The organism is Mesorhizobium denitrificans (assembly GCF_003403035.1).
Taxonomy (GTDB): Bacteria; Pseudomonadota; Alphaproteobacteria; order Rhizobiales; family Rhizobiaceae; genus Mesorhizobium_G; species Mesorhizobium_G denitrificans.
Genome location: NZ_QURN01000006.1, coordinates 325,783 through 345,994 on the forward strand (window position 1 = coordinate 325,783; position 20,212 = coordinate 345,994).

Below are 20,212 nucleotides of genomic sequence, written 5' to 3' on the forward strand. Positions count from 1 at the left end.
TTACCGGAATATAAGAGTGTGCTAACACTCAATTATATCTGCGGAGAGCCTCGATGAAGAGGTTTGCACTTTTTGGGGCGGCTGCCCTTTTCTTCTGTGCGTCAAGCCATCCTGGCTTTGCGCAGGAAAAATCATGCCGCCAAAACAATCCCGTAAATACGCTGGAAGCGATGTGGGATGCCCTTGGTCGATGTTGGCAGGCACCGGTCGGTAGCAAGGGAATGGAAGTTACGGTCCGGTTTTCGCTAAAGCGCGACGGCTCACTCTATGGCAAGCCGCAAATTACTTGGCTCAAGAAAGATGGCAGCGAGAGAGAACGCAAGGATTTCGTTGCTTCGGTATTCGGTGCGCTCGAAACCGTACTGCCAATTCCTTTCACCGAATCAATGGGCAAAGCGGTTGCAGGTCGCCCGCTGACAATACGTTTCAGCAGTCGCGATCCAAATGAAAAGACGCTCTAGGAGGCCCAGAGCGTCTTTCTGAAATTCCGATGCGCATTTAGATCAGGGCTTAGGCGCTTCCATGCCTTCGACCGACTTTTTCAAAGCCGGGTCATCAATCTGGATCTTCGCAGCTTCGCGCAGGCTCTTGATCAGCGCGAGATACTTGTCGCGAAGCACGAGCGAACGAACCTGGTCCTTTACTTCGTCAAAAGCAGGCGGTTGCTTGGCGCGCTTGTCTTCAACCTTGATGACGTGGAAGCCGAACTGCGTCTGCACCGGCGTCTTTGTATAGGTGCCCGGTGCGAGCGCGAAAGCGGCCTTCTCGAATTCAGGCACCATCTGGCCAGCGGAGAAATAGCCAAGGTCGCCGCCATTGGCGCCCGAACCTGGATCGGTCGACTTTTCCTTGGCTATATCTTCAAATTTCTTGCCCGCATCGAGGTCCTTGATGATCGCTTCGGCCTCTTCCTTGGTCTTCACGAGAATGTGGCGAGCGTGCACTTCGTTTTCGGCAGGCTGCGCCGCGATTTCCTTGTCATAGCGGGCGCGAATCTCATCATCCGTGATCTTCGCCTGCACTTCCTTGTCGATCACAGCTGCGTGCAGGGCGCGCTGTTGCAAGAAAGCAAGACGGCGCTGCATATCCGCATCTTTATCGATACCCTTGGCTGCGGCCTCGGCGGCCATCAGTTTGATTTCGATCACTGCCGACAGGGCCGCGGCGCGCTTCTGCTCTTCCGGCAGGCGAGCAAATTGTTGGTCCAGATCCTCGATAGCCAGATCAAGATCGGCTTCCGTGATCGATTGCCCGTTTACTTTGGCAAGAACTGTGTCTGGCGCGGGTTTCGGCGCGGGTTGCGCTGCTGCGGGCGGCGGCGTTTCTGCCGGCTTTGCGTCCTGCGCGTAAGCGGCAAAACCTGCGCCGGATGACAGCATAATTGCAAGCGAAAGCCGAATAAGGGACGCACGGCGGTTGGAGGAGGGCATCTACGGGGACTCCGATAAGAAAGGAGCGGGCACCTACCCGCTGAAAACGGCTAAAAATGTGGCGGAATCGCAAGTGCAACAGCGTTTAGTTGCCACGTTGACATCGCCTCTGCCCCCTCTTATCTGTCCACCACCTCTGCGTCCAGAAGCGATTTTGGGCGCTTTTCGTTTTGCTTCGAATCCGGCCCTGTAAAAACTGTGTGTCGGTTTCGCCCGGTTCCCAACCGGTGAGCGTCAATTGAAAGGGCCATTGATGGTCAGCTTCGGCAACCTCGCTCGCAAGATCTTCGGTTCATCGAATGATCGGCGCGTAAAAGGCATGCGTCCACGCGTTGACGCAATTAACGCGCTGGAGCCCGAAATTTCCGCACTCTCGGATGAAGCGCTGCGGGCAAAGACCGAGGAGTTCAAGAATCAGTTGGCCAATGGCGCCACGCTGGACGATATCCTGATCCCGGCCTTTGCGACTGTACGCGAAGCCGCGAAGCGCGCCCTCGGCCTGCGTCCCTTCGACGTGCAGCTCATGGGTGGCATGGTTCTGCATGGCGGAAACATTGCCGAAATGCGCACCGGCGAGGGCAAGACGCTGGTCGCCACTTTGCCCGTCTATCTGAATGCGCTTGCAGGCAAGGGCGTGCATGTCGTTACGGTCAATGATTATCTCGCCAGCCGCGACGCAGAGTGGATGGGCCGTGTTTACGGGTTCCTCGGCTTGACAACCGGCGTGATCGTGCACGGGCTGGACGATGAGCAGCGCCGCGCCGCTTACAATTGTGACATTACTTACGCGACGAACAACGAACTTGGCTTCGATTATCTGCGCGACAACATGAAATATGAGCGCGCGCAAATGGTGCAGCGCCCGCATTTCTACGCGATCGTCGACGAGGTCGACTCGATCCTTATCGATGAAGCGCGCACGCCGCTCATCATCTCCGGGCCGCTCGAAGATCGCTCGGAAATGTATAACACCGTGGACGCGTTGGTCACGAATCTGGAGCCCGCAGACTACGAGGTTGACGAAAAGCAGCGCACGGCCATCTTCACCGAAGAAGGCACTGAAAAGATGGAGACTTTGCTTAACGAGGCTGGGCTCCTGCGCGGCGAATCGCTCTACGACGTCGAGAACGTCGCGATGGTTCACCACGTCAATAACGCGTTGAAGGCACATAGGCTTTTCCAGCGCGACAAGGATTACATCGTCCGCAACAATGAAGTCGTCATCATCGACGAATTCACGGGCCGCATGATGCCGGGTCGCCGCTATTCCGAGGGTCTGCATCAGGCGCTGGAAGCGAAAGAGCATGTTGCGATCCAGCCGGAAAACCAGACGCTGGCTTCCATTACGTTCCAGAACTATTTCCGCATGTACAAGAAGCTGGCCGGCATGACCGGCACGGCGCTGACCGAAGCGGAAGAGTTCGCGAATATCTACAATCTCGGGGTGACCGAAATTCCGACCAACGTAACGGTCCAGCGCATTGACGAGGACGATGAGGTTTACCGCAGCGTCGAAGAAAAATATCGCGCCATCGTTCGCGAGATTCGCGAGGCCAACAAGAAAGGCCAGCCGATCCTCGTCGGCACAACCTCCATCGAAAAGTCCGAACTTCTCGCTGACCGGCTGCGCCAGGAAGGCATCAAGGATTTTCAGGTGCTGAACGCCCGTTACCACGAGCAGGAAGCCGCGATTGTTGCGCAGGCTGGCCGTCCCGGCGCTGTCACCATCGCGACGAACATGGCCGGTCGCGGCACCGACATTCAGCTTGGCGGCAACGCAGACATGCGCATCGCCGAAGAACTGGCTGATGTGCCTGCCGGGCCGGAGCGCGATGCGAAGGAAAAGGCGATCCGCGCCGATATCGCGAAGCTGAAGGAAGCCGCGTTGGGCGCTGGCGGCCTTTATGTGCTTGCGACGGAGCGGCACGAATCACGCCGCATCGACAACCAGCTACGTGGTCGCTCGGGTCGTCAGGGCGATCCCGGACGTTCCAAATTCTACCTGTCCATTCAGGACGATCTGATGCGGATTTTCGGGTCCGACCGTATGGATGGCATGCTGCAAAAGCTCGGCCTGAAAGACGATGAGGCGATCATCCATCCCTGGATCAACAAGGCGCTGGAAAAGGCTCAGAAGAAGGTCGAAGCCCGCAACTTCGATATCCGCAAGAACCTGCTGAAATATGATGACGTCATGAACGATCAGCGCAAGGTCGTGTTCGATCAGCGCCTTTCGCTCATGGATGGTGAAAACCTCACCGAAACCACTGCCGAGATGCGGCAGGACGTCGTTGACGACCTGATCCAGCGCTTCATCCCGGAAACGGCCTACGCCGAGCAGTGGGACATTCAGGGCTTCAAGCAGGCTGTTCTCGAACAGCTCAATCTCGATCTGCCGGTCGATGAGTGGGCCAAGGAAGAGGGTATCGCCGAAGAAGAAATGAGTGAGCGCCTGACCAACGCCGCCAATGCTGCCGCGGAAGACCGAGCAACGCGCTTCGGCCCGGAAATCATGGCCTATGTGGAGCGTTCCGTCGTTCTGCAAACGCTCGACCAGCTATGGCGCGAGCATATCGTCAATCTCGACCATCTCCGCTCGGTAATCGGTTTCCGCGGCTACGCTCAGCGCGATCCGTTGAACGAATACAAATCCGAATCGTTCGAGATGTTCCAGGCCATGCTGTCGAACCTGCGGCAGGCGGTTACTGCGCAGTTGATGCGTGTCGAACTCGTGCGAGAGGCTGCCGATGCACCGCCGCCGGCGGCGCCCCAGACTTTCGGCCATCACATCGATGCGACGACCGGTGAGGATGATTTCGGCGAGGGCGCGGAAGACGCCTATGTCGATCCGACGCAGCGCGATCCGAACAATCCTCGCACTTGGGGCAAGGTTGGGCGCAATGAGCCATGCCCATGCGGATCGGGCAAGAAGTTCAAGCACTGCCACGGAGCATTCTAGGAGCCTTCAATCAGGCTCCAGACTTGCTGGCTTTCATCTGCTCGTGAAATGCGAGGCGCAGCCTCCCATTGCGGCGCATATAGAGGCTCGTGCAGCGGGCGGATAATTCGGAGTTTTTGCCTGTCACGCTGCCTCGCGCGCGATAAGTTATGATCGCCGCATCATTGTCGAGCGCCAGAAATTCCATCTCGTCGAGTTCGACATTTGCCCAGCGCTGACCATCTGCATCCAGTCGCTTGATGCGCGCCAACGCGTCCTCCCGCGTGATCGGGGCGTCGCTATTCATATAGATTACCGCGTCTTTCAACACATAAGATCGACAGACTTCGGCTTTACTTTTCCAAAGCAGCCGCTCCAAGGCGAGTAACTTGTCGCGCATGGTGAAACCTAAAATATGAATCGAATTGCTATTAGGCAAATATAGGTAATCACAGAAGCATTGCGTCCGCAATTCATAATTCACTTATAATTGATAAGTAATATTGACTGAGCTATTTTCAGCCAGACAGAGCTGCCAGTTCGGCATCGGGAATCGGCTGTGAGCCGCAAGCCTGATCCATCAGCACGGCGCGTACACGCACCGCTGGCGCATCAAGCCCGGCATAGCGCTTCAACCTGTTCAGGTAGTGTTGGGTGAGCGGGCCGATCAAGGGCTGTTGCGCAGCGAGCGCGCCGCTGGCGGAATAGACCAGTGTTCTATCCTTCGAGGCCCAGCTTACGATATTTCTATGCCAGCCCTGCGGCGAAACATTTGCGATCTGGATGCGGCAGCCATCGCGCGTGCCGGTAATCCATTGTGGATCGGTGTTCGGCGGGGCCATCTGAACGGCGAAATGATTGTTTTCGAGCAAGGCGACAATGTCGTCGTCGCCCGGATACATCAAAGCATCGTTGGCGCGGCCGTCGGCCTGCACCTTCAGCCCCAGGCTGACGACGCCGACAAGCGCGAGCACTAGACTAAGCGCGAGCCGGGACATCGGGCGTAATCCATTTATAGTAGATCGAGAGAACTGCAACGATTGACAGCCACTCGGCAGCCGTCGCGCCCACTGTACCGTGGATCAGATCGTAATAGGTTGGAAAGAAGGCAATCGCGCTCATACGGGTCACGTTGATCGCTACGGTCGTAGCGCAAGCAAGCACAACTGCTTTCAGCACTGAAAACGACCAGGAGCGGTTAGCCAAGCTCATGAACAGCAAGCCGCAGAGCATCGAGAGCGAAACATTGGTCAGCGATGAGCAAGCAGGCTCGAGAAAGAGCACGCCCGTTCCATCCCAGAACGGAATGGTGTTGCCGGAGGAGCCGGTGCCCACCACCAGCCCGACCATTTTGGCGTCTATCGAGAGAATGGTGTTGCTCATGCTGGCAAACAGCAACCGCGCCCACAGCATTGGAATTGTTATGCCGAACATAAGCATGCCTGCGCGGCACAGCGTTTCGCCCCGGCTGCTGGTCCATATCAGATAGATCGAAAGAAGGGCGACGCCGATCCAACTCGCCGCTGCCATGGGGAACAGGAATGCGAGGCATGCCGCGACTGCGACTGCATAATCCGGCAGGCGAATAGGCGAATCTTCAGCTTGCCTGAGCAGCCAGAACACGCCGCCTGCAGCAACCCAGATAAGGGCGCTTACGCCAAAGGTGTCGAAAAATGCGCCGAGAAACCCGCTGCTTGCGATAGACTTCAACACGCGTTCGCTGATGCCGTTGGCAAAGCCTACAGCAAATAGCGCAGCATAGAACTGAGCGCGCGTCATGCGCGTAGTTGCAGATATTCCCGTCGCCCCCGCGAGGGAAAGAGATTGCGCCGCCATTTCCGTATCCCGCCCAGAATACTCGTCACGCCATTAGCTTGGGCAAATGGCGTGACATTTATTGTTGCCCCCGGAAATTACTTCTTCCCACGGCGGCGGAACAATACATATCCACCAGCAATTGCGAGTGCCGGGATTCCAAGGCCAAGGATCGGACCAGGGGCGGAGTGTGAACTGCCACCACCATCGCCGCCCTTCGGCGGAATCACGCCAAAGGCGTTAGCCGGAACAATATACATGAGAGCCACGACGGCTCCCGCGATGAGCGCTTTTGAAAGTTGCACTTCTAACCCTTCCTGAGACATGAGTAGCACGACAACAGTTTTATGCGCACGCGCGCGAGTTGAAAGCCTAGGAAAGGGTGTAATAAGGCTTATGCATTGGGCGTAGAACAAAGTCGCTATGCGAGCGGCAATATAGCTACCAATTCACTAATGACTGCGCATAAAACGTAGCAAAGTCACTGATTTGGCAGTTTCTCAGCCGGAAAATCTTTGGTCTACATACATCATTTGATCTGCTAGCCGAACCGAATGTTAAAAACTCTTCGATACGGCCTGCTGTGGCCTGAACCGGAGAGTTCCATTTGCGATTTTCCGCCGAAGCAACTGCGGAACGCTTCTTGCCGGAGCGGTTGAGCGCGCGGGTGCAGCCTTTGCTCGCCCGGCTCGATGCTGTGCTTTTCGCTAATGATGAGCGCGCGGCAGCAGGCCGCATGTCTCTGGCTGCATTCTCCATCCGCGTCGTTAGCGCCTTTATCACGCTGGTGATGCAGATTTTTCTCGCCCGCTGGATGGAGAGCTTCGAGTATGGAATTTTCGTGCTGGTCTGGACCACCGTCATCATAGCCGGATCGGTCGCCAGCCTCGGTTTTCACACCACCGTCATTCGCTATGTGTCGGAATATCGCGAAAAGGGGATGCAGGGCGAACTGCACGGCATTTTGCTCACAAGCCGCCTTTTCACGCTGGTGCTGTCGAGTGCTATTGCCGCGTTGGGCATCGCTGGTATCTGGCTGCTGCAGCCGTGGATCGAAAACTACTACGTGATTCCCTTCTATCTCGGCATGGTCTGCATGCCGATGGTCGCGCTCGGCGATGTTCTGCAAGGCATCGCGCGGGGTAATTCATGGGCCTATTGGGCGCTTGGGCCCATCTACATCATCCGCCCGACGCTGATCCTGCTGTTCATGGGGGCCGCGCTGCTGCTGGGAATGCGGCCAGATGCTCCCACCGCAATGCTGGCCGCAATCGCCGCCACGTATGTCACGACACTCGGCCAGATGGCTGGCATAAGGTGGAATATCTCCAAAATTATCACCCCTGCCATACCGAAGTTCCATCTGCGGGAATGGATCATCGTTTCGCTTCCCATTTTTCTGGTCGAAGGTTTCTTTTTCCTGCTGACCAATATGGATGTGCTGATGGTCGGCTTCTTCATGGAGCCCCATGACGTCGGCATTTACTTCGCCACCGTGAAAACATTGGCCCTGGTGCACTTCGTCTATTTCGCAGTGAAGGCCGGTGCTGCGCAGCGCTATGCGCAGTTCACGCATTCCGATCCGGTGCGTTTGGCGCATTTTGCGCGCGAAACCGTGTCGTGGACGTTCTGGCCATCGCTTGCGCTGGCGGTGTTCATTCTGCTGATCGGCAGGCCGATGCTGCACCTGTTTGGTACGGATTTTGTGTCCGGTTATCCGCTGCTGTTCATCCAGATGATCGGGGTTGTTGCGCGTGCTGCGGTCGGGCCTGCGGAGAGCCTGCTCACCATGAGCGGCAACCAGAATTCCTGTGCCCTCGTTTACGGCGCAACACTTGTTCTGAACCTGACACTTTGCGTTATCCTCATTCCTGCATTCGGGCTTTGGGGCGCGGCTATAGCAACCGCGCTTTCCATGACGTTCGAGGCCGCGGCCTTGTCGTGGACCGTGTGGAGGCGGTTGGGAGTCGCGATGGCGATTTTCATACCCCCGCCACCGAGAGTCAGTACATGAAGACGCTCCCCATTCTGGAGGAGGTTGCGCGCACCTCTGCCGGACGGGAAAACAGCATAACCGACTGGTATGCGCCGCCCGCCTCTCCACAGCCCGACCGTGTGCCGCGAAAGCTTGCGATCTACCCAGCGCAGGCGGGATATGAGCTTGTCGACGAACTGGAATTTCTCTGCAACCGCACGATTGAGCCGAATGTCTTTTTCAGCCCGCCGTTCCTCGCGCCGGCCATGCCTCGTGTCGAAGACAAAGACGTTCAGTTTGCGGTAATGCGCGACGGAATTGATGACAATGATCGGGTGCGTCTGCTGCTGCCCTTCACGGTTCAGAACGCGCCCGGAGGCGTTGGCCCGTCAATCATGCGCACATGGGCGCACGCATTTGGCCTTCTCGGAACGCCATTGGTGGATCGGGACGACCCGGCTGGCGTGCTGCAGGACTTCCTCGCCATGGTTGGGCGGTCGCATCTCAAACTGCCCAATGTGCTGGTGCTCCCCGACATAAAACTGGGTGGAAATTTTGCCAGCCTGCTGCGCAGCCTTGCGGAAGAGCGCTCTTTGCCCTGGCACACGCTGTCGCGTGTCGAGCGCCCGATGTTGAGCAGTCACCTGTCGGGCGATGATTATTTCAAGCAAGTGCTCAGGCCGCACCATTTGCGAGAGTTTCGCCGCCTGCGCCGCAGGTTGGAAGAGCAGGGCAAGGTCGAACATGTGGTAGCGCGCACGCCGGAGGATGTTCGCGTCGCAATGGAGGCGTTTCTGGCGCTTGAAGCCGAAGGCTGGAAGGGCAAGCGCCGCACCGCCTTGGTACTTGACCGATACGTCGCGGCGTTCGCTCGCGAAGCCGTTCAAAACCTTGCAGAGCGAGGCATGAGCCGCATCCACGCCCTGACGCTGAACGGCAAGGTGATCGCTTCGCTGATCGTCTTTGTTGAAGCGGGCGTCGGCTATACGTGGAAGACCACGTTCGATGAGGAATTGTCTGCCTACTCACCTGGCACATTGCTGATGATGGAGGTGACAAAGCGCCATCTGGAAGATCCGAATATCGAGATCACCGATTCCTGCGCGGTGCCGAACCATCCTGTGATGAGCCGCCTTTGGGCAGAGCGGCAAGTCGTAGGCACAATCGTGCTGGGAACCTCGCGTGAGGCAGAACGTTCCGCGCGCCAGGTTTCGGCGCAGTTGCATCTTTACGAGGAAGCTCTCGCAGTGGCGCGCGTGGTCAAAAAGCGCGTCGAGAAAATCGCCAAACGCTGAGCCTTATTCTCGGCCCCAGCGCGGTGCGGGTGCCGATGGTGTGGGCCGAACTGCGCTTGTCTGGTCCAGCCGCACCGCGTCGGGCGCAACGATTCCCTGATCGAAAAGCGGCACGCCGCGACGGCGCATCACCAATATCAGCAGCGAACCCGCAACGATGCCGCCCACATGCGCCGCGAAGGAAATCTGCTCCTCGCCGCCCCAGAGAAACATTCCGAATTGCAGCGCAACCCATGCGGCAAGCGCAAACCACGCCGGAATTCGCAGTGGAATACGTCCGAATGCCAGCACCCAAACTTTCACTCGCGGATGAAGCATCAGATAGGCCGCCACTATGCCCGCAATTGCGCCCGATGCGCCGATGAGCGGCGTCTGCGAATCCGGCACTGCCAGGCCGTGAACCAGCGCTCCGGCCGCTGCGCACAGGAAATAGAAAACCAGATAGCGGAAGTGCCCGAGCGCATCCTCGACATTGTCGCCGAACACCCAAAGGAACAGCATATTGCCGCCGAGATGGAAAATATCACCGTGCAAAAACGAATATGTGAGATAGGTAAGATCTTCCGGCACCAGCACAAAGTTGGGCGGCAGCTCAACCGTATCGAACACCACAGACGGAATATATCCGAGCCCGAATACCGCCGCCTGAACGAAATCCTCGGATTGGAAATTGACGAGAAGGAAGACCAGCACATTGGCGGCGATCAATCCAAAGGTCACATATTGCAGCTTGATATAGCGCAGACTGTTCGCGTCATGCAGCGGAATGAACATCGTGCGCCTGTCGAGCTAGCGGTTCTTTCCGGGCACCCATAGCACGTCAGCATTTCCATTGTCATTGGCGGCGCGCGCCGCGACAAACAGCAAATCGGAGACGCGGTTGATATAGCGCAGCGCAGCCGGGTTCACATGCTCTCCGGGCTGCCTCGACAGCGCCACCATGAGGCGCTCTGCCCGCCGCGCAACGGTGCGCGCAAGGTGCAGCGCCGCCGCCGCCGGTGTACCGCCATTCAGCACGAATGAGCGCAGCGGCTGCAGGTTTGCGTTGAGCGTATCAATGTCGTGTTCCACGCGCTCCACCTGCGAACCGATGATGCGCAACGGCTCGTAATCAAGTGGCTTGCCCGTGTCCGGCGTGCTCAAATCCGCGCCGAGGTCGAACATGTCATTTTGAATGCGGAAAAGCATGGCATCGATTTCGGGATGGGTTGCGGCCAGATGTACGCGCGCCATGCCGATGCACGCATTCGCTTCATCCACAGTGCCGAACGCCTCGACCCGCAGATCGTCCTTGCCACGTCGCGTACCGTCGCCAAGGCCGGTCGTGCCGCCATCACCCGTGCGCGTATAGATCTTGTTGAGCCGAACCATTTCCGCCCCTCAGCCGCGTGTTGCCCAAACGGCAAGCAGGATGAAAACCAGTGCGAAAAACTGCAGCACCACACGCGCCTGCATCAACTTGTTGGACGTATTGCCCGACCCGCCGCGCATCAGATTGATCAACCCGCGGATCAACACCGCCAAAACGGCGAGCATGAATACGATTGCGATAATGTTGAAGACCGTGGACATGGGGCTTTCCTTGCTGTGCCGGCAAACGCCTGAAGCGCTGCTGCGTGCACTCTGATAGCGCCGTTTCTCCCTAACCAACAGTAAAATGATGTCAGTTCAGTGTTGTTCACCGCTCATCCGCCTGCAGGGCAGTGAGGGCAGTCCGATGAACGGCAAGAAACATTTCTTTGGGGTTGCCAATATCGCCAAAAGTTACCCATATGTCGGAAACATCGTATGGGGTCGGTGCGCCGGGCCGGCAATCGGAAACGAAAGTGGATGCTGCGCAGAATCGTTGCCCTCAAGCGTGTGATTTACGATGCCGTCGGCCACTTCAACTATGATGACGGCTGGTCAATGGCCAGTCATTTGGCGATCAGCGCCCTTATGGCGCTGTTTCCGTTCCTGATTTTCGCGACCACGCTAGCCAGCTTCCTTGGCGCGCAAGCCTTTGCCGAAACCGCCGTGCACCTTGTGTTCGACACATGGCCCGAGCAGATCGCAGAGCCCATTGCGCATGAGGTCGTCAATGTGTTGACCGTGCAGCGCGGCGACCTGCTGACCTATGGCGCTATACTCGGCGCATTCTTCGCTTCGAACGGCATCGAAGCGTTGCGCACTTCGCTGAACCGCGCCTATCGCGTCGTCGAAAATCGCTCTTTGATTTGGCGCAGGTTGCAGAGCCTTGTCTTCGTGCTGATCGCCACATTCAGCTTTCTGGCGATCAGCGTCTTGCTGGTGTTGGCGCCAATCATCGAACGGCTGCTCGACCAGAATTTCGTATGGATACGGCCCTATCTCGGCACGATCACGATCTGGCGATACATCATTGCTTCGGTCGTCATTGTCGTGGGTTTGGTCGCGGTGCATTTCTGGCTGCCGGCAGGCAAGCGCCGCCTGACGGAAATCGTGCCGGGGCTGATTTTCACGCTGGTCGGATGGCTGATCGGCTCAACGGTTTTCGCGACCTATCTCGACAATTTCTCGTCCTATGTGACCACCTATGCCGGTCTGGCATCGATCATGATCGCGATTGTTTTTCTCTACATCGTCTCGGCGATATTCATTCTCGGTGGCGAATTGAATGCTGCCATCAGCCGGTTTCTTGAGGCTCGCGCCCGCGTTCCTTCCTAGGCCTAGGCGCGCTTGCGGGCGGTCGCCAGCGCAACGCCCAGGGTCGCAATCGCCATGCCGACAATCTGCACCAGCGTCAGCGTTTCATCGAACAATATCCATGCAATGATCGCCGTAACCGCAGGCACGAGGTAAAACAGCGAGGACACCCGCGCCATTTCGCCTTCGCGGATCATCCGCATCAGCAGAAAAATCGCGCCGATTGAAAGCACGAACGTCAGCCAGACAAGTGCAAAAACAAGCTCGCCATTAAAAACGAAATGCCGCGTTTCAAACAGCGCCGAGTCCAGCGCCATCACGCCCGCCGCACCGACATATTGCCAAGCCGTATTCGCCAGTGGATCGGCGCGGGTGCCGAACTTCTTCTGCCACACGGTTCCGGCGCTGATTGCCAACACAGCGATGGCGCTCGCCGTCAGCGTCGCGGCATTTATGCCTGCGCCCGAAACGCCAAGTTTCGGCCACAGAACCACGACAACGCCAATGAGGCCGGTCGCGAGGCCAAGCCATTGGCGCTGCGTTATCTTTTCTTTCAACAGCCAGCCCGCCAGCACGGAGGTGACCAGAGGCTGCAAGCCCGCAATGAGCGCGGAAATGCCAGCAGGCAAGCCCCGGTGCACGGCCCAGAACACCCCGCCAAGATAAAGCCCGTGAACGAGTACGCCGGTGATGGCGGCCTGCCCCGCCTGTCGCCAACTGATCGGCGTGCTTGAACGCCATTGGCGCAGCAGGGCGATAATGGCCAGAGCGAATGCGAACCGCACTGCGAGGAATGAAAACGGCTCTGACCACGGCATCGCATAGCGCGCGCCGAGGAAGCCGGTCGCCCAAAGCAATACAAAAACTGGAGGGATAAAGCGCGTGGGCATGATTGATACCGGTATCGAAGGCCGCCGGACCTAAACCCAAATGCCGAAAACAGCAAAGCAAAAGCGTTGAAGTGTAAGTTCAATGGGATTTGCTGAACGCGCGGCGCTTGCGAAGCCAGATGGTTTTGGTTAAGGAGGCCGCGGTTTCGGCGTCGGCGTCTGCGGCGCTTTCGGCAGGAGTAGCCGGCTTAGTCCGGCTTTATCGACAAGGCATTTATCCACACATGGCGCGCATTGTGATGAAATTCGGCGGGACCTCGGTCGCCGACATCGCCCGCATCCGCAATGTGGCGCGGCATGTCAAACGCGAGGTTGATGCAGGGCACCAGGTTGCCGTTGTTGTTTCGGCCATGTCGGGCAAGACCAATGAGCTTGTTGCATGGACCAAGGAAGCATCCATGCTGCATGATGCGCGCGAATACGATGCAGTTGTCGCATCCGGCGAGCAGGTTACTGCGGGTCTGCTGGCGATAACGCTCCAGAATATGGGTATCCACGCGCGGTCATGGCTTGGCTGGCAAATTCCGATCAGAACGGATGGCGCGCACGGCGCGGCCCGCATCACGGATATTGACGGCTCCTTCCTGATCCAGCGGTTCAAGGAAGGCCAGGTTGCTGTTATCGCGGGCTTTCAGGGCCTTGCGCCGGATAACCGCATTTCCACCTTGGGGCGTGGCGGTTCGGACACCAGCGCTGTCGCCATCGCTGCGGCTGTGAAAGCTGATCGGTGCGATATCTATACCGATGTGGATGGCGTCTATACGACCGACCCGCGCATTGAGCCGAAGGCGCGGCGCATGTCGAAGATCACTTTCGAGGAAATGCTCGAAATGGCTTCGCTCGGCGCAAAGGTGCTTCAGGTTCGCTCGGTCGAGCTGGCAATGGTACATAAGGTGCGCACATTTGTGCGTTCTTCCTTCGACGATCCGGACGCGCCCGGCATGGGCGATCTTCTGAATCCGCCCGGAACGCTCATTTGCGATGAGGATGAAATCGTGGAACAGCAGGTTGTCACCGGTATAGCCTATGCCAAGGACGAAGCGCAGATTTCCCTTCGTCGCGTGGCAGATCGCCCCGGCGTTTCCGCCGGTATTTTTGGCCCGCTGGCCGAAGCCGCCATCAATGTGGACATGATCGTCCAGAACATTTCGGAAGATGGCAAATTTACCGACATCACCTTCACTGTTCCGTCCGGTGATGTGGCTAAGGCGCTGAACGTACTGCAAAAGATTCGCGAGACTGTCGGCATTGACGACATTCAGCACGATGATGGCATGTCGAAAGTTTCGGTCATCGGCATCGGCATGCGCAGCCACGCTGGCGTTGCTGCTACCGCCTTCAAGGCGCTTGCAGACAAGCAGATCAATATCCGGGCGATCACGACCTCGGAAATAAAAATTTCTATTCTTATTGATGGACCGTATACCGAACTTGCGGTTCGCACTTTGCATTCGGTCTACGGGCTGGATAAGCAATAGACATCTGCTTGGCGAATCTGACAGTTCGCCTAAAACTGCTGTCCGAAGAAATCGGAAGGGTCTCCGATGCGCGATGCTGCGGGTGGTCCGCGTGTATTGCTGAAAAAACTCCGCGAACTGATGGCGGAGCCGCTAGAGCCGCAGGAGCGACTCGACCGGATCGTGCGCGACATCGCTTCCAACATGGTTGCCGAGGTCTGCTCGCTCTATGTGCTTCGCGCCGACTCGGTGCTTGAGCTATATGCAACCCAAGGTCTGAACCCCAGCGCAGTCCACCTTGCGCAATTGCAGGTCGGGCAGGGCCTTGTGGGCACGATTGCGGCCAGCGCTCGCCCACTCAATCTGTCTGATGCGCAAAAGCATCCGGCCTTCACCTATCTGCCTGAAACGGGCGAAGAGATTTATCATTCCTTCCTTGGCGCTCCGGTGCTTAGGGCAGGGCGCACGCTTGGCGTTCTGGTCGTGCAAAATCGCACCATGCGTACTTATCGCGAAGACGAGGTCGAGGCGCTTGAAACGACCGCGATGGTGATTGCGGAAATGATCGCGGCCGGTGGCCTGACCCGACTCACGCGGCCTGGTCTGGAACTCGACCTTTCAAAGCCCGTCAGTATTGGCGGCCTGTCCTTCAATGAAGGCGTCGGGCTTGGGCATGTGGTTTTGCACGAGCCGCGCATTGTCGTCACCAATCTGTTCAACGAAGATAGCGAGAAGGAACTGGCCCGGCTGGAAAGCGCACTTGGCTCGCTGCGCTTGTCCATTGATGACATGCTGTCTCGGCGCGACGTTGCATTCGAAGGTGAGCATCGCGCGGTTCTGGAAGCCTATCGCATGTTTGCCAATGATCGCGGCTGGGTGCGGCGTCTGGAAGAGGCGATCAATAACGGCCTGACGGCAGAAGCGGCGGTTGAAAAGGTTCAGAGCGATATGCGAGCGCGCATGTTGCATATGACTGACCCATATCTGCGCGAGCGGATGAGCGATTTCGACGATCTGGGAAATCGGCTGTTGCGTCAGCTTATGGGGCGTGCGCCCGATGACATTGCAGCCGCGCTGCCGAAAGATTCGATCATCGTCGCGCGCTCAATGGGCGCAGCCGAACTTCTTGACTATCCGCGCGAAAAGCTGCGCGGCCTCATTCTTGAAGACGGTGCGGCAACCAGCCATGTCGTCATCGTGGCGCGCGCAATGGGCATCGCTGCTGTTGGGCAGGTCAAGGGCGCGGTGTCGATGGCCGAAAACGGCGATCCCATCATCGTTGACGGCGATGAAGGCACGATGCATCTGCGGCCGCAGCAGGACGTGGAACTCGCCTACGCGGAGAAAGTTCGCTTCCGCGCTCGCCGGCAGCAGCTATACCGCGAATTGCGCGACAAGCCGACCGCCACGAAGGACGGCGTGAAAATTGACCTGCTTATGAATGCGGGTCTGCTGGTTGATCTGCCGCAGCTCGTCGAGTCGGGTGCGGGCGGCATTGGGCTCTATCGCACTGAGTTGCAATTCATGGTGGCGTCGACATTCCCGCGCGCTGAAGCACAGGAGCGTCTTTACAAGGACGTGCTGGATGCGGCTCGTGGCAAGCCCGTTACCTTCCGCACCATCGACATTGGCGGCGACAAGGTTCTCCCTTATTTCAAGGGTGTGCAGCAGGAGGAAAACCCGGCCCTCGGCTGGCGTGCAATCCGCCTGACGCTTGACCGTCCGGGCCTGCTCAAAACGCAGATCCGCGCACTTTTGAAAGCGGCTGGCGGGCGCGAACTCAAAGTCATGCTGCCGATGGTCACGGAACTCGGCGAGATCGCGCAGGCCCGCGAAATCATCGACAAGGAAGTTCGTCACCTTTCGCGCTTTGCACATATGTTGCCGAACACGATGAAAGTGGGCGCGATGGTCGAAGTGCCGTCGCTGCTATGGCAGTTGGACGAGTTGATGTCGGCTGTCGATTTCGTATCTGTCGGCTCGAATGATCTGTTCCAGTTCGTGATGGCGACGGATCGCGGAAATTCGACGCTCGCCAATCGTTTCGATCCTCTTTCGGTGCCGTTTTTGCGCACACTCAAGCAGATCGCCGATGCGGGCAAGCGCAACAATACGCCTGTTACGCTCTGTGGCGAGCTCGCTGGAAAGCCCATCTCGGCAATGGCGCTCATGGGTTTGGGCTACCGCTCAATTTCGATGTCGCCCGCTGCAATCGGGCCGGTGAAAGCCATGATGCTCGAACTGCCGCTTGGCCAGTTGGAAACCTTCATGCAGGAAAACCTGTCCGGCAAAAGCGCGACTTTGCCGATGCGGGCGCTGCTGCAAGCCTTCGCTGACGACCGCAAGATCCCCTTGTAGAGTACGAATTATGATTGCCTTGCCTCGTGATCGCATGGATCAGGTCGTCAAGCGTTTCGAGATGCTCGAAGCGCAGATGGCTGCCGGGCCGAACGCAGATGCCTATGTGAAAATGGCATCCGAATACTCCGACATGCAGGAAATAGTCGGCAAGATTCGTGACCTTCGCGAAGCTGAGCAAGAACAGGCCGATCTTGAAGCCATGCTGGCCGATAAATCGACTGATGGCGAGATGCGCGAACTCGCGGAGGCCGATCTGCCAGAGGTCGAGAGCCGTATCGAGGCGTTGCAGCACGACATTCAGATTCTGCTGCTTCCCAAAGATGCAGCCGACGAAAAGAACGCCATTCTGGAAATTCGCGCCGGTACGGGTGGTGATGAAGCCGCGCTTTTTGCTGGCGACCTTTTCCGCATGTATGAGCGCTACGCGGCGCTGAAAGGCTGGCGCGTTGAAGTCGTCTCCACCAGCGACGGTGAAGTTGGCGGCTTTAAGGAAATTGTCGCTTCGGTTTCGGGTAAGGGCGTGTTCGCGCACATGAAATTCGAGTCTGGTGTTCATCGCGTTCAGCGCGTGCCGGACACGGAAGCCAGCGGGCGAATCCACACCTCAGCAGCGACAGTCGCGGTTCTGCCGGAAGCAGAAGAAGTGGATATCGAAATCCGCAATGAGGACATTCGCATCGATACGATGCGTGCGTCAGGGGCGGGCGGTCAGCACGTCAACACAACCGACTCGGCAGTGCGAATCACCCACATTCCCTCCGGCATCGTGGTCGTGCAGGCGGAAAAGTCGCAGCACCAGAATCGCGCGCGGGCAATGCAGATTTTGCGGGCAAGACTGTTCGATATGGAGCGCTCGAAAGCGGATGAAGAACGCTCGGAATCACGACGCTTGCAAGTCGGCTCCGGCGACCGGTCCGAGCGCATCCGCACTTACAACTTTCCGCAGGGGCGCGTTACGGACCATCGCATCAATCTGACCCTCTACAAGCTCGACCGGGTCATGGAAGGCGAGCTTGACGAAATCGTCGATGCGCTGATTGCCGACCATCAGTCCAAGCTGATGGCAGACATGAAATCCGATGGCTGATCAAACACTTGGCGCAATTTTGCGACAGGTCCGCGCGGCATTCGCGCAAGCCGGAATCGATGGGGCCGATCTCGATGCCCGCTTGATCGTCGAACATTGTTCCGGAACGACACGGACAGATTCAATCACCGATCCAGGTCGTGAACTGGCTCCGCAAATTATCGACGCCATCGAAATGGCCGTTGCCCGCCGACTTTCCGGCGAACCAGTCCACCGAATCCTTGGCTTTCGCGAGTTCTATGGCTTGAAACTCCACCTTTCACCCGAAACGCTGGAGCCACGCCCCGATACCGAAACGCTGGTTGATGCGGTGCTGCCGTTCGCCGAGCAAGTAATTGAAACAAAAGGGACTTGTCGCATTCTCGATCTGGGAACGGGAACCGGGGCGATAGCGCTGGCGCTGCTTCATGAAGCGCCAAAAGCGGAGGCCGTCGGGGTCGATATTTCGGACGATGCGCTGGAAACCGCCAATGAAAACGCCCGCCGATTGGGGCTGGGAAATCGCTTTTCCACCGTCAAAAGTTCGTGGTTTGAAAAGATTGAGGGCAGGTTCGATGTAATCGTTTCCAACCCACCTTATATAAGGAGCCAAGTCATTCCGACGCTCCAGAGAGAGGTGCGGGATTTCGACCCAATCAGAGCGCTGGATGGTGGTGCGGACGGGCTCGATACATATCGGGTTATCGCGACTGAAGCAGACAGGCATCTGGTGGCAGATGGGATAGTTGCGGTGGAGATCGGGTTCGATCAAGCCGCCGAAGTCGAGAAAATCTTCGCGAAAGAAGGCCATTTTCTCGCGCAAAAACACCTCGATTTGGAAAAATACGACCGTATTCTCGTGTTTTTACGGTCGAAAAACCAAGTTTTACGGCCATAAAAAAAGGTCTTGGCACGCGAACAAACAATCTATAGGGTCCGGCCAGCCGGATTGGACGAAGCAGGCAGCTTCGATGGGAATCGGGCTCCAATTAAAAAGCTGCCTTTCTGCGTAAGACGACGCTCCGCTTGAGTGCGGTGGTCAGCCGGTTTTAGTAACTCTAAACGGGTTTGGATGGCACGTGACGCCAACGCATTCTCAGCGGGCGAACACCGGCAGGGAAAAACGAAGCAGCGAGCGCTAAGAACGCCCGCTTCGATCATGATTTACAACATGAAGAGATCATAATGAGGCCACAACAGCAGAACCGGCGCATGCGCGGCCGCAATAATAACAATAACAACAATAGCAATCGTAAGGGCCCGAACCCTCTGACGCGCAGCTACGAAAGCAACGGACCCGACGTAAAAATCCGCGGTTCCGCTCAGCAGATCGCGGAAAAATACGCCACCTTGGCGCGCGATGCGATGAGCTCCGGCGACCGTGTTATGGCCGAAAACTATCTCCAGCACGCCGAGCACTATAATCGCATTATTGCGGCGGCTCAGGCTCAGATGCCAATCCAGAACGTCCAGAATCGCGACGATTACGATGAGGACATGGATGAAGAAGGCATGGAGTTCGCAACGCAGCCCAATGCGCAGGATGGCAATGGCACGGCGCAGGATGCCGGCGCTGGCCCGCAGCCGGTGATCGATGGTGTTCCGGCGGAAGTCGCGCTGAACAGTGAGAGCGGCCAACGCGAAAACAACAGTGGGGGCCGTCGCGAGAATTTCCGCAATCGGGATCGTCGCGACCGCAACTATCAGAATGGCCATCGCAACGGCGATTACCAGCGGCAGGACGACCAGCCGCGTTCGGCACAGGCTTCGCAGCCTTCAGACGAAGGCGAGGTAGCCAGCGATGAACTGCCGGCATTCCTGAAGGCGGAAATTCCGGTTGTGGAAGCGCAGCCGGAAGCGGCGGAAGCACGTCGCCCACGTCGTCCGCGTCGTCCCCGCCGTGATGACCAACCTTCCGACGAAGGCGGCGCTCCGCAGGAATCGGCGCAGGCCGATGGCGAACCGGCTACCGTCTCCGACGAGTAAATCCCTCGGCGTCATGCTGGGGCTTGTCCCCAGGTTTTGCTGCTCGGCACTATTTGGGCCATCTGAAACGCCCTGGATGCTCGGGACAAGCCCGAGCATGACGGCGTGTAGTGGGGATGGGCGAGACAGGCCGGGCTTGAGGCGTGGGTTAGAGTGAGCATCAAGCTGCTCCGCAGGAATCGGCGCAGGCCGATGGCGAACCGGCTACCATCTCCGACGAGTAAATCCCTCGGCGTCATGCTGGGGCTTCTCCCCAGGATTTGCTGCTCGGCACTATTTGGCGGGCCATCTGAAACGCCCTGGATGCTCGGGACAAGCCCGAGCATGACGGCGTG

19 protein-coding genes are annotated in these 20,212 nt (G+C 57.8%); 10 read left to right on the plus strand and 9 right to left on the minus strand.

Annotated features, from left to right (window positions below; genetic code table 11):
* Positions 1-53: 53 nt before the first annotated feature.
* Positions 54-461 (plus strand): hypothetical protein, encoded by a 408-nt coding sequence (locus DY251_RS10305; RefSeq protein ID WP_116623789.1) that lies wholly within the window; start codon positions 54-56, stop codon positions 459-461.
* A gap of 42 nt (positions 462-503) precedes the next feature.
* On the opposite strand, the gene DY251_RS10310 is transcribed toward DY251_RS10305, so the two are convergent.
* On the minus strand, positions 504-1,430 hold the full coding sequence (locus DY251_RS10310; protein ID WP_116623790.1) for a peptidylprolyl isomerase: 927 nt from the start codon (positions 1,428-1,430) through the stop codon (positions 504-506).
* 253 nt (positions 1,431-1,683) lie between these two features.
* Between DY251_RS10310 and secA the strand changes: the two genes are divergently transcribed.
* On the plus strand, positions 1,684-4,389 hold the full coding sequence (gene secA / locus DY251_RS10315; RefSeq protein WP_116623791.1) for a preprotein translocase subunit SecA: 2,706 nt from the start codon (positions 1,684-1,686) through the stop codon (positions 4,387-4,389).
* Positions 4,390-4,399: 10 nt separating this feature from the next.
* Here secA and DY251_RS21755 read toward each other — a convergent pair whose 3' ends face one another.
* From DY251_RS21755 to DY251_RS10335, 4 genes are all read right to left on the minus strand, one after another.
* Positions 4,400-4,768 carry a DUF4440 domain-containing protein gene (locus tag DY251_RS21755; RefSeq protein ID WP_116623792.1) on the minus strand — a complete coding sequence of 123 codons (369 nt, stop codon included), beginning with the start codon at positions 4,766-4,768 and terminating at the stop codon, positions 4,400-4,402.
* Positions 4,769-4,886: 118 nt separating this feature from the next.
* Positions 4,887-5,366, minus strand: a complete 480-nt coding sequence (locus tag DY251_RS10325) for a hypothetical protein (protein ID WP_116623793.1) — start codon at positions 5,364-5,366, stop codon at positions 4,887-4,889.
* The gene (locus DY251_RS10330; RefSeq protein WP_116623794.1) at positions 5,347-6,204 is read right to left on the minus strand and encodes a hypothetical protein; all 858 of its coding nucleotides are present in this window, start codon (positions 6,202-6,204) and stop codon (positions 5,347-5,349) included. The genes DY251_RS10325 and DY251_RS10330 overlap by 20 nt, the downstream gene beginning before the upstream one ends.
* Before the next feature lie 77 nt (positions 6,205-6,281).
* Complete coding sequence (locus tag DY251_RS10335; protein WP_137113627.1) at positions 6,282-6,488, minus strand: hypothetical protein; 207 nt, start codon at positions 6,486-6,488, stop codon at positions 6,282-6,284.
* 302 nt (positions 6,489-6,790) lie between these two features.
* On the opposite strand from DY251_RS10335, the gene DY251_RS10340 reads away from it, so the two are divergent.
* Both DY251_RS10340 and DY251_RS10345 read left to right on the plus strand, forming a co-directional pair.
* A complete protein-coding gene (locus DY251_RS10340; protein ID WP_116623796.1) occupies positions 6,791-8,197 on the plus strand; it encodes an oligosaccharide flippase family protein in 1,407 nt (468 codons plus the stop codon).
* Positions 8,194-9,453 (plus strand): GNAT family N-acetyltransferase, encoded by a 1,260-nt coding sequence (locus DY251_RS10345; protein ID WP_116623797.1) that lies wholly within the window; start codon positions 8,194-8,196, stop codon positions 9,451-9,453. Before DY251_RS10340 ends, DY251_RS10345 begins: the two co-directional genes overlap by 4 nt.
* 3 nt (positions 9,454-9,456) lie before the next feature.
* Here DY251_RS10345 and DY251_RS10350 read toward each other — a convergent pair whose 3' ends face one another.
* The 3 genes from DY251_RS10350 to DY251_RS10360 are packed head-to-tail and all read right to left on the minus strand — an operon-like array spanning position 9,457 to position 11,025.
* On the minus strand, positions 9,457-10,227 hold the full coding sequence (locus DY251_RS10350; RefSeq protein WP_116623798.1) for a rhomboid family intramembrane serine protease: 771 nt from the start codon (positions 10,225-10,227) through the stop codon (positions 9,457-9,459).
* A 15-nt stretch (positions 10,228-10,242) separates the two neighbouring features.
* Positions 10,243-10,824 carry a cob(I)yrinic acid a,c-diamide adenosyltransferase gene (locus DY251_RS10355; protein WP_116623799.1) on the minus strand — a complete coding sequence of 194 codons (582 nt, stop codon included), beginning with the start codon at positions 10,822-10,824 and terminating at the stop codon, positions 10,243-10,245.
* Positions 10,825-10,833: 9 nt separating this feature from the next.
* Positions 10,834-11,025: a twin transmembrane helix small protein gene (locus tag DY251_RS10360; protein WP_116623800.1), complete on the minus strand. Its 192-nt coding sequence runs from the start codon at positions 11,023-11,025 to the stop codon at positions 10,834-10,836.
* Positions 11,026-11,283: 258 nt separating this feature from the next.
* On the opposite strand from DY251_RS10360, the gene DY251_RS10365 reads away from it, so the two are divergent.
* Positions 11,284-12,138 (plus strand): YihY/virulence factor BrkB family protein, encoded by an 855-nt coding sequence (locus tag DY251_RS10365; RefSeq protein ID WP_116623801.1) that lies wholly within the window; start codon positions 11,284-11,286, stop codon positions 12,136-12,138.
* A 2-nt stretch (positions 12,139-12,140) separates the two neighbouring features.
* Here DY251_RS10365 and DY251_RS10370 read toward each other — a convergent pair whose 3' ends face one another.
* Positions 12,141-13,007: a DMT family transporter gene (locus tag DY251_RS10370; protein WP_116623802.1), complete on the minus strand. Its 867-nt coding sequence runs from the start codon at positions 13,005-13,007 to the stop codon at positions 12,141-12,143.
* Between the two features lie 224 nt (positions 13,008-13,231).
* On the opposite strand from DY251_RS10370, the gene DY251_RS10375 reads away from it, so the two are divergent.
* The 5 genes from DY251_RS10375 (at position 13,232) to DY251_RS10395 (ending at position 19,877) form a co-directional block, all read left to right on the plus strand.
* Positions 13,232-14,485: an aspartate kinase gene (locus DY251_RS10375; protein ID WP_116623846.1), complete on the plus strand. Its 1,254-nt coding sequence runs from the start codon at positions 13,232-13,234 to the stop codon at positions 14,483-14,485.
* A 66-nt stretch (positions 14,486-14,551) separates the two neighbouring features.
* Positions 14,552-16,822, plus strand: coding sequence for a phosphoenolpyruvate--protein phosphotransferase (gene ptsP, locus DY251_RS10380; RefSeq protein WP_116623803.1), 2,271 nt, complete (start codon positions 14,552-14,554; stop codon positions 16,820-16,822).
* 10 nt (positions 16,823-16,832) lie between these two features.
* On the plus strand, positions 16,833-17,912 hold the full coding sequence (gene prfA / locus DY251_RS10385; RefSeq protein ID WP_116623804.1) for a peptide chain release factor 1: 1,080 nt from the start codon (positions 16,833-16,835) through the stop codon (positions 17,910-17,912).
* Positions 17,905-18,789 carry a peptide chain release factor N(5)-glutamine methyltransferase gene (gene prmC, locus DY251_RS10390; RefSeq protein WP_116623805.1) on the plus strand — a complete coding sequence of 295 codons (885 nt, stop codon included), beginning with the start codon at positions 17,905-17,907 and terminating at the stop codon, positions 18,787-18,789. The genes prfA and prmC overlap by 8 nt, the downstream gene beginning before the upstream one ends.
* A gap of 314 nt (positions 18,790-19,103) precedes the next feature.
* Positions 19,104-19,877: a DUF4167 domain-containing protein gene (locus DY251_RS10395; protein ID WP_116623806.1), complete on the plus strand. Its 774-nt coding sequence runs from the start codon at positions 19,104-19,106 to the stop codon at positions 19,875-19,877.
* The last annotated feature ends 335 nt before the right edge of the window (positions 19,878-20,212 follow it).

Bases quoted from the DNA above. Each gene is read 5' to 3' on its own strand.
- DY251_RS10305 (WP_116623789.1), top strand. From the start codon at position 54: ATGAAGAGGTTTGCACTTTTTGGGGCGGCTGCCCTTTTCTTCTGTGCG.
- DY251_RS10310 (WP_116623790.1), bottom strand. From the start codon at position 1,430: ATGCCCTCCTCCAACCGCCGTGCGTCCCTTATTCGGCTTTCGCTTGCA.
- secA (WP_116623791.1), top strand. From the start codon at position 1,684: ATGGTCAGCTTCGGCAACCTCGCTCGCAAGATCTTCGGTTCATCGAAT.
- DY251_RS21755 (WP_116623792.1), bottom strand. From the start codon at position 4,768: ATGCGCGACAAGTTACTCGCCTTGGAGCGGCTGCTTTGGAAAAGTAAA.
- DY251_RS10325 (WP_116623793.1), bottom strand. From the start codon at position 5,366: ATGTCCCGGCTCGCGCTTAGTCTAGTGCTCGCGCTTGTCGGCGTCGTC.
- DY251_RS10330 (WP_116623794.1), bottom strand. From the start codon at position 6,204: ATGGCGGCGCAATCTCTTTCCCTCGCGGGGGCGACGGGAATATCTGCA.
- DY251_RS10345 (WP_116623797.1), top strand. From the start codon at position 8,194: ATGAAGACGCTCCCCATTCTGGAGGAGGTTGCGCGCACCTCTGCCGGA.
- DY251_RS10350 (WP_116623798.1), bottom strand. From the start codon at position 10,227: ATGTTCATTCCGCTGCATGACGCGAACAGTCTGCGCTATATCAAGCTG.
- DY251_RS10355 (WP_116623799.1), bottom strand. From the start codon at position 10,824: ATGGTTCGGCTCAACAAGATCTATACGCGCACGGGTGATGGCGGCACG.
- DY251_RS10360 (WP_116623800.1), bottom strand. From the start codon at position 11,025: ATGTCCACGGTCTTCAACATTATCGCAATCGTATTCATGCTCGCCGTT.
- DY251_RS10365 (WP_116623801.1), top strand. From the start codon at position 11,284: ATGCTGCGCAGAATCGTTGCCCTCAAGCGTGTGATTTACGATGCCGTC.
- DY251_RS10370 (WP_116623802.1), bottom strand. From the start codon at position 13,007: ATGCCCACGCGCTTTATCCCTCCAGTTTTTGTATTGCTTTGGGCGACC.
- DY251_RS10375 (WP_116623846.1), top strand. From the start codon at position 13,232: ATGGCGCGCATTGTGATGAAATTCGGCGGGACCTCGGTCGCCGACATC.
- ptsP (WP_116623803.1), top strand. From the start codon at position 14,552: ATGCGCGATGCTGCGGGTGGTCCGCGTGTATTGCTGAAAAAACTCCGC.
- prfA (WP_116623804.1), top strand. From the start codon at position 16,833: ATGATTGCCTTGCCTCGTGATCGCATGGATCAGGTCGTCAAGCGTTTC.
- prmC (WP_116623805.1), top strand. From the start codon at position 17,905: ATGGCTGATCAAACACTTGGCGCAATTTTGCGACAGGTCCGCGCGGCA.
- DY251_RS10395 (WP_116623806.1), top strand. From the start codon at position 19,104: ATGCGCGGCCGCAATAATAACAATAACAACAATAGCAATCGTAAGGGC.